14 protein-coding genes are annotated in these 15,797 nt (G+C 73.5%); 7 read left to right on the forward strand and 7 right to left on the reverse strand.

Annotated features, from left to right (window positions below; all coding sequences use genetic code 11):
* Nucleotides 1-31: 31 nt before the first annotated feature.
* Entirely contained in the window at nt 32-1,525 is a 1,494-nt protein-coding gene (locus ACFY01_RS25950; protein WP_390738123.1) for a bifunctional phosphatase PAP2/diacylglycerol kinase family protein, read from the reverse strand.
* 124 nt (nt 1,526-1,649) lie between these two features.
* Here ACFY01_RS25950 and ACFY01_RS25955 point away from each other — a divergent pair, with 124 nt between their 5' ends.
* Together ACFY01_RS25955 and ACFY01_RS25960 are read left to right on the forward strand one after the other, a co-directional pair.
* Nucleotides 1,650-2,306, forward strand: coding sequence for a histidine phosphatase family protein (locus tag ACFY01_RS25955; protein WP_390738124.1), 657 nt, complete (start codon nt 1,650-1,652; stop codon nt 2,304-2,306).
* Nucleotides 2,307-2,348: 42 nt separating this feature from the next.
* The gene (locus ACFY01_RS25960; RefSeq protein WP_390738125.1) at nt 2,349-3,968 is read left to right on the forward strand and encodes an ABC-F family ATP-binding cassette domain-containing protein; all 1,620 of its coding nucleotides are present in this window, start codon (nt 2,349-2,351) and stop codon (nt 3,966-3,968) included.
* A gap of 18 nt (nt 3,969-3,986) precedes the next feature.
* Here the strand turns inward: ACFY01_RS25960 and ACFY01_RS25965 are convergent, their stop codons facing one another.
* Nucleotides 3,987-5,102, reverse strand: a complete 1,116-nt coding sequence (locus tag ACFY01_RS25965; RefSeq protein ID WP_390738126.1) for a Vms1/Ankzf1 family peptidyl-tRNA hydrolase — start codon at nt 5,100-5,102, stop codon at nt 3,987-3,989.
* A gap of 57 nt (nt 5,103-5,159) precedes the next feature.
* Between ACFY01_RS25965 and ACFY01_RS25970 the strand changes: the two genes are divergently transcribed.
* On the forward strand, nt 5,160-5,447 hold the full coding sequence (locus ACFY01_RS25970) for a DUF6158 family protein (RefSeq protein WP_361802870.1): 288 nt from the start codon (nt 5,160-5,162) through the stop codon (nt 5,445-5,447).
* A 65-nt stretch (nt 5,448-5,512) separates the two neighbouring features.
* On the opposite strand, the gene ACFY01_RS25975 is transcribed toward ACFY01_RS25970, so the two are convergent.
* From ACFY01_RS25975 to ACFY01_RS25995, 5 genes are all read right to left on the reverse strand, one after another.
* Nucleotides 5,513-7,624, reverse strand: a complete 2,112-nt coding sequence (locus tag ACFY01_RS25975; protein WP_390738127.1) for a catalase — start codon at nt 7,622-7,624, stop codon at nt 5,513-5,515.
* Nucleotides 7,624-8,166: a type 1 glutamine amidotransferase domain-containing protein gene (locus ACFY01_RS25980; protein ID WP_390738128.1), complete on the reverse strand. Its 543-nt coding sequence runs from the start codon at nt 8,164-8,166 to the stop codon at nt 7,624-7,626. The genes ACFY01_RS25975 and ACFY01_RS25980 overlap by 1 nt, the downstream gene beginning before the upstream one ends.
* A gap of 36 nt (nt 8,167-8,202) precedes the next feature.
* Nucleotides 8,203-8,859 carry a diguanylate cyclase gene (locus ACFY01_RS25985; RefSeq protein WP_390738129.1) on the reverse strand — a complete coding sequence of 219 codons (657 nt, stop codon included), beginning with the start codon at nt 8,857-8,859 and terminating at the stop codon, nt 8,203-8,205.
* The gene (locus ACFY01_RS25990; protein WP_390738130.1) at nt 8,856-9,233 is read right to left on the reverse strand and encodes a DUF2795 domain-containing protein; all 378 of its coding nucleotides are present in this window, start codon (nt 9,231-9,233) and stop codon (nt 8,856-8,858) included. The genes ACFY01_RS25985 and ACFY01_RS25990 overlap by 4 nt, the downstream gene beginning before the upstream one ends.
* Before the next feature lie 100 nt (nt 9,234-9,333).
* Entirely contained in the window at nt 9,334-11,142 is a 1,809-nt protein-coding gene (locus ACFY01_RS25995) for a thiamine pyrophosphate-requiring protein (protein ID WP_390738131.1), read from the reverse strand.
* Nucleotides 11,143-11,439: 297 nt separating this feature from the next.
* Here ACFY01_RS25995 and ACFY01_RS26000 point away from each other — a divergent pair, with 297 nt between their 5' ends.
* From ACFY01_RS26000 to ACFY01_RS26015, 4 genes are all read left to right on the forward strand, one after another.
* Complete coding sequence (locus tag ACFY01_RS26000; protein WP_390738132.1) at nt 11,440-12,234, forward strand: RNA polymerase sigma factor SigF; 795 nt, start codon at nt 11,440-11,442, stop codon at nt 12,232-12,234.
* A 218-nt stretch (nt 12,235-12,452) separates the two neighbouring features.
* Nucleotides 12,453-13,145, forward strand: a complete 693-nt coding sequence (locus ACFY01_RS26005) for a hypothetical protein (RefSeq protein ID WP_390738133.1) — start codon at nt 12,453-12,455, stop codon at nt 13,143-13,145.
* Between the two features lie 61 nt (nt 13,146-13,206).
* Nucleotides 13,207-14,535 carry an aminotransferase class I/II-fold pyridoxal phosphate-dependent enzyme gene (locus tag ACFY01_RS26010; protein ID WP_390738134.1) on the forward strand — a complete coding sequence of 443 codons (1,329 nt, stop codon included), beginning with the start codon at nt 13,207-13,209 and terminating at the stop codon, nt 14,533-14,535.
* Complete coding sequence (locus ACFY01_RS26015; RefSeq protein WP_390738135.1) at nt 14,532-15,620, forward strand: MBL fold metallo-hydrolase; 1,089 nt, start codon at nt 14,532-14,534, stop codon at nt 15,618-15,620. The genes ACFY01_RS26010 and ACFY01_RS26015 overlap by 4 nt, the downstream gene beginning before the upstream one ends.
* Nucleotides 15,621-15,797 lie beyond the last annotated feature (177 nt).

The raw sequence follows: 15,797 nt of genomic DNA on the forward strand, positions 1-15,797 counted from the left end.
CTCGCGTTTTGACATATGGACTGACGGAGTGTCAGATCTGGGGAAGCGGACGGTAGACCGTCAGCGCCTCGGGCAGCTTCTCCAGCGTCACCTCGCCCGACACCTCGGTGACCTCACCGTCGTACGCCAGCGGCGTGCCGGGCTCCACCCCCGCCAGCCGCAGCCGGCCCACCTGCACCGCCGCATGCGCCGGGGAGCGGGTCAGCGGACCCGCCGCGGCGGCGGCGAGCAGGCGCAACGCCGGCCTGCGGCTGCCGTGCACCACCCGGACGTCCAGCAGCCCGTCCGCCAGGTCGGCGCGGCGGCCGGGCGCCAGGCCCCTGCGGTGGTACACGCCGTTGCCGACGAACAGCAGCCACAGCGGGCGGGTCTCGCCGCCGACCTGCACCGCCAGCGGGTGCCGGTCGGCGCGCAGCACCCGCAGCGCCCCGAGCACCCCCGCCGACCAGCCGCCGATCCGGCCCGACCAGCGCTCCCGCTCACGCACCAGCTCCGGGTACACACCCAGACTGAGGGTGTTGAGGAAGACACCCTCGCGGTCGCGGGCCCGGAACCGGCCGACGTCCACCCGCACCGCCTCGCCCTGCCGGACGGCCCCGGCGAGGTCCCGCACGTCCTCCACACCCAGGTCGTAGGCGAAGTGGTTGAGCGTGCCGCCCGGCAGCACCGCGAGCGGCAGACCGTGCCTGAGGGCGACCCCGGCGGCCGCGTTCACCGTGCCGTCGCCGCCGCACACCCCGAGCACCCGGGCCCGCGCCGCCGCCTTCTCCAGCTCGGCCCGCACCTCGTCCGGCGCGCACTCCACGACCTCCGCCCCGGGCAGGGCGTCCCGCAGCGCGCGGGCCCGGTCCGCGGTGCCCGAGCCGTTGTTGGCGACGACCACCAGGCCCTCGCCCTGCTCCAGTGCCGGCGCCTCGGTACGGGGCCGGGCCGGCGGGCTGCTCTGCGCCCGGGTCGGCACCAGGCCCCGTACCGCGTACGCGGCGCCCACACCGAGAGCGGCACCCGCGAGGACGTCGCTCGGGAAGTGCACACCGGTGTAGACCCGCGACATGGCGACGGAGAACGCCACCGGCGCCACCACCGCGCCCCAGCCCGGCGACTCCAGCGCCACCCCGGCGGCGAACGCGGCCGCCGACGCGGAGTGACCCGACGGGAAGGACGTGGTGATCGGCTGCCGCTTCAGCTGCCGCACCAGCGGCACCGGATCCAGCACCGGCCGCGGCCGGCGCACCGACCGCTTGCCGAGGGTGTTGATGGTCAGGGAGGCCAGGCTCAGCGAGGCCAGGCCCCGGACGGCTGCCCGGCGGGCGCGCGGGGTGCGGACGGCGGCCATGGCGGCGGCGGTCGCGAACCACAGCACTCCGTGGTTGGCACTGCGGCTCAGCCGCGGCAGCACCCGCTCGGCGCCGGGCCAGTGCCGCTCGGCGGCCACCTCGAACAGCCGGCAGTCCAGGGAGAGCAGCTTGTCGCGCAGGGCGTGCCGGCCGGGCAGAGGGACGGTGAGGTCGACGTCTGGGCTCATGTGGGTCCGGATACCCTGAAGTGGCCGTTTCTTGTCGGCGTACGGTGCGTCCCGGGCCGCCCGGGGCCGCCCGGCCGCCAAAGCGCCCCGCCGCCGGAAGCCCCCGACGCGGAAGGACCCCTGCATGCGCCTGCTCCTCATCCGGCACGGCCAGACCCCGTCCAACGCCGGCTTCCTGCTGGACACCGCCGTACCCGGCCCGGGTCTGACCGAGCTCGGCGAGCGGCAGGCCGCCGCCCTCCCCGAGGCCCTCGCGGGCGAGGACATCGAGGCCGTCTACGCCTCCACCCTCCTGCGCACCCGGCTCACGGCCGCCCCGCTGGCCGCCGCCCGCGGCCTCGACGTGATCGTCCGGGACGGCATCCGGGAGGTGTCCGCGGGCGACCTGGAGATGCTGCCCGGCCACTCGGAGCGCGGCGAGCTGTACATGCGCACGGTGTTCGCGTGGGCGGTGGGGGACACCGCCCGGCGCATACCGGGCGGGGAGAGCGGCGACGAGGCGCTGGCCCGGTACGACGCCGTCGTCACCGAGGCCGCGGACAGCGGCGCCGGCACCGTCGCCCTGGTCAGCCACGGCGCGGCCATCCGCATGTGGACCGCCGCCCGCGCCGACAACGTCGACGTGCCCTTCGCCGCCGCCCGCCCCCTGGACAACACCGGCGTGGTCGTGCTGGAGGGCTCCCCGGCCGACGGCTGGAAGGCACTGACCTGGCAGGGCACGGTCGTCGCCCCGGCGGGGGAGAGCGGACCGGCCGGGCAGCCCGTCGACGCGGCCGGATAAGCGTTTGCCCCAGGTCGCGGGCGCACCGCAGAATGCCTGGCCATGGGACACCTGGAAGCCGCGCACCTCGAATACCACCTCCCCGACGGGAGGACCCTGCTGGGGGACGTGTCCTTCCGGGTCGGCGAAGGCGCCGCCGTCGCCCTGGTCGGCCCCAACGGCGCCGGGAAGACCACCCTGCTCCGGCTGATCGCCGGCGAGCTGAAGCCGCACGGCGGCACGGTCACCGTCAGCGGCGGCCTCGGCGTCATGCGCCAGTTCGTGGGCTCCGTACGGGACGAGACGACCGTACGCGACCTGCTCGTCTCCGTCGCACCGCCCCGCATCCGGGCAGCCGCGCGGGCCGTCGACAAGGCCGAGCACGCCGTGATGACCGTCGACGACGAGGCCGCCCAGCTGGCCTACGCCCAAGCCCTCGCCGACTGGGCGGAAGTACGCGGGTACGAGGCGGAGACACTGTGGGACATGTGCACCACGGCCGCGCTCGGCATCCCCTACGAGCGGGCGCAGTGGCGGCAGGTGCGGACCCTCTCCGGCGGCGAGCAGAAGCGGCTGGTCCTGGAGGCGCTGCTGCGCGGCACCGACGAGGTGCTGCTGCTGGACGAGCCGGACAACTACCTGGACGTGCCCGGCAAGCGCTGGCTGGAGGAACGGCTGAAGGAGACCCGCAAGACCGTCCTGTTCGTCTCCCACGACCGTGAACTGCTCGCCCGCGCCGCCGAGAAGATCGTCTCCGTGGAGCCCGGACCGGCCGGCGCCGACGCCTGGGTGCACGGCGGCGGCTTCGCCACCTACCACGAGGCCCGCCGCGAGCGCTTCGCCCGCTTCGAGGAGCTGCGCCGCCGCTGGGACGAGAAGCACGCCCAGCTGAAGAAGCTCGTCCTCAACCTGCGCCAGGCGGCCTCCGTCAGCCACGAGATGGCCTCCCGCTACCAGGCGGCGCAGACCAGGCTGCGCAAGTTCGAGGAGGTGGGGCCGCCGCCCGAGCCGCCGCGCGAGCAGGACATCCGTATGCGCCTGAAGGGCGGCCGCACCGGCGTCCGGGCCGTCACCTGCGAAGGTCTCGAACTGACCGGCCTGATGAAACCGTTCGACCTGGAGGTCTTCTACGGCGAACGGGTCGCCGTCCTCGGCTCCAACGGCTCCGGCAAGTCGCACTTCCTGCGCCTGCTGGCCGGCGGCGACGTCGCCCACACGGGGCAGTGGAGGCTGGGGGCGCGGGTCGTGCCCGGGCACTTCGCGCAGACGCACGCCCACCCGGAGCTGGAGGGCCGCACCCTGCTCGACATCCTGTGGAAGGAACACTCCCAGGACCGTGGCGCGGCCATGTCCCGGCTGCGCCGCTACGAGCTCACCCAGCAGGCCGAGCAGTCCTTCGACCGGCTCTCCGGCGGCCAGCAGGCCCGCTTCCAGATCCTCCTGCTGGAACTGCAGGGCGTCACCGCGCTGCTGCTGGACGAGCCGACCGACAACCTGGACCTGGAGTCCGCCGAAGCCCTCCAGGAGGGCCTGGAGGCCTTCGACGGCACGGTCCTCGCGGTCACCCACGACCGCTGGTTCGCCCGCTCCTTCGACCGCTACCTGGTCTTCGGCAGCGACGGCCGGGTCCGCGAGACGTCCGAGCCAGTGTGGGACGAGCGCAGGGTGGAGCGGGCCCGGTAGCAGCCGCGCTCTGCGCTGTCACTTCCAGCGCAGCAGTGTGCCCAGGCCGCCCGCCGGAGTGTCGTCCCCGGTGCCCTCCAGCACCGCCGCCAGGGACAGCGCGGCGGCGTCCGTCGTCACGGCGGAGCGCAGCAGCGCCTCGTCCGCGCGCGCGGACCACGAGTTCTGCTCGCCGAGGATCTTCAGCTCGGTACGGCGCACCGCCAGCTGGTCGGGGTCCTCGCCGATCCACACCTCGCGGTGGGCGTCGGGCCCGTCCGGCCTGATCAGCAGCTCCTCCAGACGGTGCTCCCGGGCGGCCTCCACCAACTCGGGCACGCCCTCGACGGCGCCGACGCGGCCCTCGCCGTCCGGGGCGCGCGCGGCACGGAACCGGTCCAGCTCCGCCTCGATCCGGTGGTGCACGTGGTCGGCGCGCACCCGCTCCACCTCGTCGTCCAGCAGCCTGGAGCCGGTGCCGTGCTCGGACTCGACCACGCGCTCGTGCAGCCGCTTCGGCAGCCGATCGTGCACCTCACGCCGCTCCCGGTCGTCACCGACCAGGATCAGCAGGTCCGCCCGGGTCTCGTCCTGGCAGACGGCGAGCGCGTCGGCGATCTCCGCCGCGTTGTGCTCCCAGGTGTTCTCCACCTTCAGCTGGAAGTGCCGCTCCGACCAGTCGGCGCTGGACGTGCGGTGGATCGGATGCTGCCGGCCGGCGACCGCACCCGCCTTCCGCCGGCCCAGCGCGCTGCGCAGTTCGAAGTCGGCGCCGCGGCGGTCGATGTACGACACGATCGCCAGCGGGTCCTCACCGGCCAGGTCCAGCAGCGGGGCCACCCTCGGCAACGGTGCCCACACCGCCCGGTCACCCGGCGGGGCGTGCGCCAGCACCGGGTCCAGGGCCACCTCGCCGTGCCGCGCGAACAGGGCCCTGCCGTGCGGATCGGGGGAGTGGCCCAGCGCCTCGACCGCCCCCTCCACCGCCCGGCACGTGGCGTCGTCCGCACCCTGCTCCCGCAGCTCGCGCCCCATCGCCTGGGCGGTCAGGCGCAGCTCGTGCGGCGTGTCCTCCGTATGCCGGGACGTGTCGACGTACACGGAGGCCCAAGGGCCCGACTGTTCGTACAGTGGATTGAGAAACGCGAGATCCATGGCTCCCTCCCGGATGCCGCTCGGGGGTACTGCGTCCCGGGCGGGTACCCGTACCGCATGAACGAACACGACGAGCGGGACATCACGATGACCGGAGTCGACCCCAGCCGCCTGGACGACCAGCAGCTCATGAAAGAGCTGGAGACGATCCACCGCACGCGCCACGACACCCTGCTGTACGGCTCGAACGACGCGCTGCGGGCCCACAACGAACGCATGGCCCAGCTCGAGGGCGAGTACCTGCGCCGCAATCCGCGCCGGCTGGTCGCCGCGGGCCGCACCCGGGAGGGCGCCCGGGAACGCTCCTGCGCGGAGACGGCGACGCCCGACGGCTCCGGCACGTGAAGAAGGGGCTCCCCCCGCGGGGAGCCCCTGAAGGGTCGGCGTGAACCGGCGCCGCCGGCCCGCCGTCAGCAGCGCAGCGGAGGCCGGCCCCAGTGCCGGTGGGCCGCGATCGCGGCCACGAACGCCCGGACGAAGTCCGTGTGCGCGGCACCGGGAGCGGTGTCCGTGACCACGCCCCGGTCGCTGATCATGTGGTGGAACTCCGTCGACAGCCTGAGGCCCTCCGGCTCGAGCGCCGACAGGATCCCGACGCCCGACCCGAGCGCGCCGATCGGCTTGCCGTGCCGGTAGGCGGAGCGGACGAAACGCACCGCGTCCGGGTCGCCGGTGACCGCGGGGGTGCCGGTCGGACCGCCGGGCAGCAGGACCGCGTCGTACAGGACGGAAGCGACCGTAGGCAGTGAGCGGTCGACCGTATACGACTGACCGTCCGTCCCCGTCACCGGTTCCTCGGTCGCCGCCAGCGCCTCCACGACCGCCCCCTCGGCCGCCAGCGTCTCCCGCACCGACCCGAGCTGCCCGGCGTCCACACCGTCGGCGACCAGCACGGCGATCTGCCGGGTCCGGATCGAACCGTCGCCGCGCAGCGACTGAAGGCTCAGCGCGGGCGAGACCTGCTTCACCTGCGCCGCCTGCTCGGCCGACGGCTCGGGCACCCCGACACCCCGCGCCACCTGCGCCGCCAGCTCGCCGTTCACCCGGGCCAGCTGCTCCACCGTCCGCGCCCGCACCGCGCGCGCGTCGACCTTGCCCAGCTCGAACCGGAACGCGGCGACGATGTGCTGCTGCTCCCAGCCGGACATGCTGTGCCAGAACAGCGCGGCCTGGCTGTAGTGGTCCTGGAAGCTGGGGCTGCGCCGGCGGATCGTCGCGCCGTCCACCCGCTCCGTGTAGTGGGTGAACGCCGACCCGCCGGCCCCGACGTGCGCGGGGCAGCCGCCACCGAGGGAGTTCGGGAAGTAGTTCGTACCCCGGTGGATCGCGCCCTGGTGGTAGCCGTCGCGGTGGTTGGTGCGCACCGGCGCCACCGGCCGGTTCACCGGGATCTGCGCGAAGTTGGGGCCGCCCAGCCGGATCAGCTGCGTGTCCAGGTAGGAGAAGTTCCTCGCCTGGAGCAGCGGGTCGTTGGTGAAGTCGATGCCGGGCACCACGTTCGCCGTGTGGAAGGCGACCTGCTCGGTCTCCGCGAAGAAGTTCTCCGGGTTGCGGTCCAGCACCATCCGGCCGATCGGCCGGACCGGCACCTGCTCCTCCGGGATGATCTTCGTGGCGTCCAGCAGGTCGAAGTCGAACGCGAACTCGTCCTCCTCCGGCACCAGTTGGACGCCCAGCTCCCACTCCGGGTACTCGCCCGCCTCGATCGCGAGCCACAGATCCCGCCGGTTGAAGTCCGGATCACGGCCCTGGCACTCCTGCGCCTCGTCCCACACCAGGGAATGCGCGCCCAGCTTCGGCTTCCAGTGGAACTTCACGAACGTCCCGCGTCCCTCGGCGTTCACGAACCGGAAGGTGTGCACGCCGAAGCCCTGCATCATCCGGTAGCTGCGCGGGATCGCCCGGTCCGACATCAGCCACATGATCGCGTGCAGCGTCTCCGGCTGGAGCGACACGAAGTCCCACAGGGTGTCGTGCGCCGACGCGCCCGTGGGGATGTCGTTGTGCGGCTCGGGCTTCACCGCGTGCACGAAGTCCGGGAACTTGATGCCGTCCTGGATGAAGAAGACCGGGAAGTTGTTCCCCACCAGGTCGTAGTTGCCCTCCGACGTGTAGAACTTCGTGGCGAAGCCCCGCACGTCCCGCACAGTGTCCGCCGACCCCCTGGGGCCCTGCACGGTGGAGAACCGCACGAACACCGGCGTCCGCACGGACGGGTCCTGGAGGAACGCCGCCCGCGTGAACTCGGCGCAGGACTCGTACGGTTCGAAGTACCCGTACGCGCCCGCACCGCGCGCGTGCACCACCCGTTCCGGGATCCGCTCGTGGTCGAAGTGGGTGAGCTTCTCCCGGAAGTGGAAGTCCTCCATCAGGGTCGGCCCGCGCTCGCCGACCGTCAGCGAGTCGTCGGTGTGGTCGACGTCGACGCCCTGGTCGGTGGTGAGCGGACCCGACGCCGGGTCCTCGGCGTGATACGCCTCGCGCTGCCGCTGCTTGCCGTTGCCGTCGGAGGGGGTGCCCATCAGCCGGCCTCCCCGGCGAACACATGCAGGAACGCGTCGCAGAACGCCTTCAGGTCGTCCGGCTTGCGGCTGGTGATCAGCTGGTTGGAGCCGGCGTCGCAGATCTTCACCTGCTCGTCCACCCAGGTGCCGCCCGCGTTTTGGATGTCCGTGCGCAGACTCGGCCACGAGGTCAGCGTCCGGCCCCGCACGACATCCGCCTCGACCAGTGTCCACGGGGCGTGACAGATCGCGGCCACCGGACGGCTCTGATCGAAGAAATCCTTCACGAAAGCGACGGCCTTCTCGTCCATCCTGAGGAAGTCCGGATTGGCCACCCCGCCGGGCAGGACGAGCGCCCCGAACGAGCCGGCCGACGTCTCGCCGACCACCTCGTCCACGGGGAACGTGTCTCCCCTGTCCAGATGGTTGAACGCCTGAATCTTCCCGGACTTCGTCGACACCAGCACCGGTTCGTGGCCGCCCTCCGAAGCCGCCTTCCACGGCTCGGTCAGCTCGACCTGCTCGACCCCCTCAGGGGCCACCAGGAAAGCGATGCGCATGGCCGGCCTCCTTTCCTTATACGCAATTGCAAAATCTCAGCGTTCGTCGGTCGCCCGCCACCGGGCACTGTCGTCCCGGCGGCGCTTCTTCCTCGCCCGGGCCGCCCGCCGGCAGCGCAGCAGCTCCTCGCCGTACGGCAGGAGCACGCACGCGCCGATCGCCGCGCCGACAGCCGCCAGGTAACCGGGCGACAGCGGCCGGCGGCGCCGGACCAGACGCCACGCGTCCGGATCACCCCGGCCACCGCGCAGCAACGACCGCAGCTGGTCGGCGTGCAGGCACATCAACGCGCTCAGCCCGGCGAACGGCAGCGACTCCAGGAAACTGTGGATGTGCTGCTCGACCGGCTTGACCTCACGGTCGCTGTCCACCGCCGTCCGCACGTCCCACAGCGCCGTCGCCTCGTGCACGGCCGCCGCCCCGAGCTGCACCGACAGCAGCAGCGGGTTCACCTCGTAGCGCAGCGTCAACGCGATCGGCAGCCCCACCTCCGCCATCATCAGCGAGTGGATCAGGGACTCCTTCGTCCCCGCCGTGTCCTCGATACGGGTGCGCCGGTGCATCACCCAGTCCGCCAGACCCGGTACGAACCAGCCGGGCAGCAGCCCGTACAGCAGGTACCGGGTGGTGGCGTCACCGACATCGACGGTGACGCCCGTGGCGGCGATCTCCGCCGCCTGACCCCGGCTCATCCGCGGCTCACCAGTGCCTCGGCCAACTCCTGCACGGTGGTGTACTGATCCTGGCGCGGCAGCCGCGCCACCGCCTCGATCATGGCGTCCGGCGCGTTCTTGCGACGCAGGGTCCGCGCCAGGTCGGCCGGCCCCGCCGGGAACGCGTGACGCCCCAGGATCCGGGCCAGCTCGAACCGGACCGTCTCCAGCGTGGCCCCGGAGCGCCCCGGCGCCACCGGACCGCCCCAGACCTCCGGGTCGTCCTCGGCGGTCGGCTCCGGGTCGTGCCACTCCTCCGTACGCGTCGGGTGCCCGGACCGGAGCAGGCCCTGGAGCTCGTGTTTCATCTCGTCGTCCCGGTGGACGCTCAGCCGGTCACTGCCTCGCTGCATGTCTCCCTCCAGATCTTCGCAGGTCCGCACCGCGTACCCGGGGACCGCACACCGACACGGGATCCACGGGGTGAAAACACGCCGGAAACGACAGCCGTGGCTACCTCCCGTCGTGCCCCGACAGGAACTCCTGCACCTTCGCCTTGAAACCCTGCTTGATCATCGACCCGCGGTCCGCGTCGCCCTTGAGGATCGACTCGGCCGTCGCCTCCATCTGCTCCCAGGAGGCGTGCGGCGGAATCGGCGGCACCGCCGGGTCGGTGAGGAACTCCACCACCGACGGCCCGTCCGCCTCCAGCGCCGCGCGCCAGCCCGCCTCCACGTCCTCCGGCTTCTCCACCCGGATCCCGGTCAGCCCCAGGGACCGCGCGAACGCCGCGTACTGCACGTCCGGCAGCTGCTGCGAGGGCAGGAAGGACGGAGCGCCCTCCATCGCCCGCATCTCCCAGGTGACCTGGTTGAGGTCCTGGTTGTTCCACACCGCGAACACCAGCCGCGGATCCGTCCACCGGTCCTGGTACTTCGCCGCGGTGATCACCTCCGCCAGCCCGTTCATCTGCATCGCGCCGTCACCGACCAGCGCGAACACCGGCCGGTCCGGATGCGCGAACTTCGCGCCGATCGCATACGGCACACCGGCGCCCATCGTCGCCAGCGTCCCCGACAGCGAGCCGCGCATGCCCGGCCGCATGGTGATGTGCCGCGCGTACCAGTTGGCCACCGAACCGGAGTCCGAGGTGAGGATCGCGTTCTGCGGCAGCAGCGGGTCCAGCGCCCGCGCCACGTACTCCGGGTTGATCGGGTCGGCCGACAGATGCGCCCGCCGCTGCATCGTCTCGTGCCAGCGCCGCACGTTCGCGGACACCGTGCCGAACCACTCCCCGTCCTCGGGCCGGCCCCCACGGTCGGCCTCCAGCAGCGGGATCAGCCGCTGGAGGGTCGCCTTCGCGTCGCCGACGAGGTTCACCTCGTACGGATAACGCATCCCGACCATGTGCGGATCGAGGTCGATCTGCACCCCCCGCGCCTTGCCGAACTCCGGCATGAACTGCGTGTACGGGAACGAGGAGCCGATGGTCAGCAGCGTGTCGCAGTCCCGCATCAGCTCGTACGACGGGCGCGTGCCCAGCAGACCGATCGAACCGGTGACGTACGGCAGCTCGTCGCTGAGCACGTCCTTGCCCAGCAGCGCCTTGGCGACGCCCGCGCCGAGCAGCTCCGCGATCCGCTGCACCTCCGCGACCGCCCCCGCGGCACCCTGCCCGATCAGGATGGCCGGCTTGTCACCGGCGTTCAGGATCTCCGCGGCCCTGCGCAGCGCGTCGTCGGTCGGGATCGCCGTCGACTCGCTCATGCCTAGGCTGGAGGGCACCATCTTGAACTCGTGCGTGGGCGCCGAGTAGTCCAGTTCCTGCACGTCACCCGGGATGATGATCGCCGTGGGGCAGCGCCGGGCGTACGCGGTGCGGATCGCCCGGTCCAGCACGTTCGGCAGCTGCTCGGGGACGGTCACCGTCTCCAGGAAGTCGGAGGCGACGTCCTTGAACAGCGTGTGCAGGTCGACCTCCTGCTGGTAGGAGCCGCCCATCGCGGTCCGGTGCGTCTGGCCGACGATCGCCAGCACCGGCACATGGTCCAGCTTGGCGTCGTACAGCCCGTTGAGGAGGTGGATGGCGCCCGGCCCCGAAGTCGCCGCGCACACCCCGAGACGCCCGGAGAACTTGGCGTAGCCGACCGCCTGGAAGGCCGACATCTCCTCGTGCCGGGACTGGATGAACCGCGGCTGGTCATCAGCACGCCCCCAGGCCGCCAGCAGGCCGTTGATGCCGTCGCCGGGATAGCCGAAGACCTGCTCCACACCCCATTCGCGCAGCCGCGCGAGGATGTGGTCGGAGACCTTGGTGCTCATGGAGACAACCTCCAGGTGGTGAGGAAGCGGACGATCCGGTCAGCGGTATCCGAGTCACCGCCAGGGCATGCGGAAAACCTGTACGGGGCTCTCCCGCGCGGTTTCCCCGGGGCCGACGGGCGCCGGACGGGTGTTTGCCCCCTCGGGCGGAGGGCAGGCGCAGCAGCACAGTGCTTCGGACAGGAGGCACACCTCCGTGGGAGCGGCGAATCGTCGCCATGGGTGCGTCTGTCCGGATCGGATGCGCTCCCGCGGTGACCGTCGAACCCGTGCACCCCAGGGGAGCTGCGACGCACCATGCCGAACCGAGCGAGCACGAAGCACCACCCCCACGACGACGCCCCCGACACCGCGGACGCCTTCCGCCGCCTCACCGCCCTCCCGCCCGGACCCGAACGCGACGCCCTGCGCGACGAGCTCGTCGAGGCCTGGCTGCCCATGGCCGAACGGATCGCGGGACGGTTCCGCAGCCGCGGCGAGAACTACGAGGACCTGCGGCAGGTCGCCGCCCTCGGCCTGGTCAAGGCCGTCGACCGCTACGACCCCGAACGCGGCAACGCCTTCGAGAGCTACGCCGTGCCCACCGTCACCGGCGAGATCAAACGGCACTTCCGCGACCACATGTGGACCCTGCACGTGCCCCGCCGGGTCCAGGACCTGCGCAACCGGGTCCGGTTCGCCGGCCAGGACCTGTCCCAGACCATCCCCGGCCGCCGCCCCACCGTCGCGGAGATCGCCAAGCACGCGAACATGAGCGAGGAGGACGTCCGGGTCGGCCTGGAGGCACTGGAGAGCTTCTCCGCGCTCTCCCTGGACGCCGAAATGCCGGGCAGCGACGACGGTTACTCCCTCAGTGACGCCCTCGGCGCCCCCGACCCCGCGCTCGACACCGTCGTCGACCGCGAGGCCGTCAAACACCGCCTGGCCGCCCTGCCCGAACGCGAGCGGGCCATCCTGTACATGCGGTTCTTCGGTGACATGACCCAGAGCCGGATCGCCGAGCAGCTGGGCATCTCCCAGATGCACGTCTCCCGGCTGATCAGCCGCTGCTGCGACCGGGTGCGGGAGCAGGTGATGCGGGACGTGGCGTAGGACGGCGCCGGACGTGAGGTGAAACCCGCCCGGACCGAAACCCGCCCGGACCGAAACCCGCCGGACCGCCGGATCACCCGGAAGGCCCCCGGGCGTCCCGCCAATGGGCCCCGGCCGCGCGCGACGCGCGGCGCGGCGGGCTGTGATGGCAAGCGAGGACGCGCAGGCCGCGCCCGTCGCAGCCGCCGTCGCAGCCGTCGTTCCGAGGAGCCCCTACCATGCGCCGCACCGCACGCGCCCTGTCCGTCGCCGCTCTGGCCGCGGCCGCGTTCGCCGTCGCGCCGGACGCGTACGCGAAACCCGTCTCCGCGTCCTGCGGCGCCGTCACCGGCGCCGACGGCCGGTCGACCGGGACCGCCGACCGCGGCAACGCCCGAATAGGCTCCGGCGACGCCGCAGGGGGCGGTGCGGATGCCGTGGGACCTGATGCCGTGGGGCCTGACGCCGTCGGACCTGGCACCACCGGTCCGAACACCACCGGTCCGAACACCACCGGCCCGAAGACCGGCGGCCCGGACGCCGAGCCATGCGAGGCCGGGCAGGACGAGGGCGGCCGGGACGACGGCACGTGGGACGCCGGCGGACAGGACACCGGCGGACGGGACACGGGCGGGCGGGACGAGGGCGGACAGGACACGGGCGGGCGGAACACGGGCGGCGGGCGGGACGAAGCCGCCCACGACTGCGCCGGGTCCTCCGGTGACCCCTCCTGCGCCCCGCCCACCGTCCAGCACGGCGCGCACGCCGGCGAGGGCGGCACCTTCGACACGTCCGTGCCCGCGCTGGCGGCCGGCGCGGTGCTGATCGCGGCCGCGGGCGCGGGCGCGGTGTACCGGATGCAGGGGCGCACCTCTGGGTACCCGTGGCACTGGAGAGTCCCCGGAGCATCACGACACGGCGATGGCCCGTAGCGGGGACAGGACGGGGCCAGGACACGACCGGACACGGCACACGGACTGCGCGGAGGCGGACATGCGGCGGACGGACCCGGAAGGCGACGGCTCCGTCCGCTCCGACCCGGGGGCCGGCGGCCGGAACGCCGGTGCCCACGGCCCCGAACGACACGCCCCCGAAGGCCACGGCCCGGTGCGCTACGGCCCGCCCCTGCCCGGCGACGGACTGCCCGTCCTGCCCGAACTGTCCGCCGTGCTCGCCGCCGCCGCGGGCCGCGCCGAGGGCCAGCCGGCCGGCGGCGGCCCGGCGCTGCTGGAAGCGGCGTGCGGCTACTGGACCCGCCGCGGCCTGCCCACACTGCCCGGCCAGGTGGCGGCCGGCCCCGGCGCGCCGTCGCTGCTGCTCGCGCTGACCGCCGCGCAGGGCGGCGACGTACTCGTCCCCCGCCCCTGCGCCGCCTGGTGGGCACCGTACGCACGCCTGCTCGGCAGGCCCGCCTTCCACGTCGCCACCCCCGCCGAGTCCGGCGGCGTGCCCGACCCGTACGCGCTGCTGGAGACCGTACGCCGCGTCCGTGCCGAAGGCGGCGACCCGCGGCTGCTCGTGCTCTCCGTCGCCGACGACCCCACCGCCACCGTCGCACCGCCCGAACTGCTGCACGAGACCCTCGAGGCCGCCGTCGGCGAAGGACTGCACCTGGTCAGCGACGAGACCTGGCGCGACACCCTGCACGCCCCGCACGACACCGTGCTGATCGGCCCGGCCGAGATGCTGCCCGACCACGTCACCGTCGTCACCGACCTCGCCGGCTCCCTGCTGCCACCCGGCTGGCCCGCCGCCGTCGCCCGCTTCCCCGCCTCCGCCGGCGGAGCGGGCCTCCACGCGCGCGTGCTCGACGTCCTCACCGCGCTGGGCGCGAGCGTCGCCGGACCGGTCGCGGCCGCCGCCGGCTACGCGCTGGACGAACCCGAGCCCGTCACCGAACGCCGCGCCGCCGCCGTACGGCTGCACGCGCGCGTGGCCGCCGCCGCGCACGCCGCCGTCACCGCCGCGGGCGCCCTGGCCCGGCCGCCCCAGACCGGCCGGCACCTGTACGCCGATCTCGAACCGCTGCGCACCGCGCTCGCCGCGCAAGGCGTCGGCGACGCGCAGGAACTGGAGGACTTCCTCACCGCCCGGCTCGGCATGCCCGCGCCCGGCGGCCACCGCTTCGGCGACGACCTGGCGGCGCTGCGCGTGCGTCTCGCCACCGGGCCGCTGCTGGGCGGCACGGACGAGGAACGCACGGAATGCCTCACGGCACCCGTGCCGTTGGAACTGCCACACGTGCAACGCGCGTTGATCTCCTTGAGGTCGGTCTTCGACGATCTCCGCGACGACGCCCAGCGATGGGAGCCTCCTCGATGACGCAGCAGTCCGAGTCGACCACCACCACCGCCACCGCCACCGCCACCACCGCCACCACCGCCACCGCCACGGACGCCGACGAACCGACGGCCACGTCACCCCTCGCACCCCCCTGCCCGCCGCTCGCCGCGCCCCGCCCCCTGGGCGAGAGGCGGACCTGGCCGCGGACCTTCCACGACCGGCTGACCGCTCCACTGCCCGGCCTCAAGGCCATCGCCCGCTTCGCCCGCGAAGGCGCCGTGCGCCCCGGCAAGGAGGGCCTCGCCGACATCCCCCGCCTGCCCTACGCCCCCGGCCCGCCGCCCCGCGTGGACGCCCGCACCGTCGCCGTCACCTGGGCGGGCCACGCCAGTTGGGTGCTGTCCATCGGCGGGCTGACCGTCCTGACCGACCCCGTCTGGTCCCGCCGCATCCTCGGTACCCCCGCCCGCATCACCCCCGTCGGCGTCGCCTGGGAGGAACTGCCCCGCGTCGACGCGGTCGTCATCAGCCACAACCACTACGACCACCTCGACGCCCCCACCCTGCGCCGACTCCCGCGCGACACCCCCGTGTTCGTACCCGCCGGCCTCGGCAACTGGTTCCGCCGCCGCAAGTTCACCACCATCACCGAGCTGGACTGGTGGGAGGCGGCCGAACTCTCCGGCGTCCGCTTCGACTTCGTGCCCGCCCACCACTGGTCCAAGCGCACCCTCACCGACACCTGCCACAGCCTGTGGGGCGGCTGGATCCTCACCGCCCCCGACGGACAGCGCGTCCACTTCGCCGGAGACACCGGATACGGCCACTGGTTCTCCCGCATAGGCCGCCGCTACCCCGGCATAGACCTCGCCCTGCTGCCCATCGGCGCCTACGACCCGCGCTGGTGGCTCAGCGACGTTCACTGCGACCCGGAAGAGGCGGTGCAGGCCGCCCTCGACCTGGGCGCACGCCGCATGGCCCCCATGCACTGGGGCACGTTCGTCCTGTCCGCGGAGCCGGTCCTGGAACCGCTCACACGCGTCCACACGGCCTGGGAGAAAGCGGGCCTGGACCGGGAGGACCTGTGGGACCTGCCGGTGGGAGGCTCACGGACCCTGCCGTGACCGCCCGTCGTACGCTCAGGCCCTGACGGCCCGCCGGGCCCGGCGCCACACGCTCGGCGTCGCGCGGGCCACCCCCCCCCCCCCCCCCCCCCCCCCCCCCCCCCCCCCCCCCCGGGGGGGCCCCCCCCCCCCCCCCCCCCCCCCCCCCCCCCCCCCCCCCCCCCCCCCCCCCCCACG

It is taken from the genome of Streptomyces sp. NPDC001480 (genome assembly GCF_042894725.1).
Classification (GTDB): domain Bacteria; phylum Actinomycetota; class Actinomycetes; order Streptomycetales; family Streptomycetaceae; genus Streptomyces.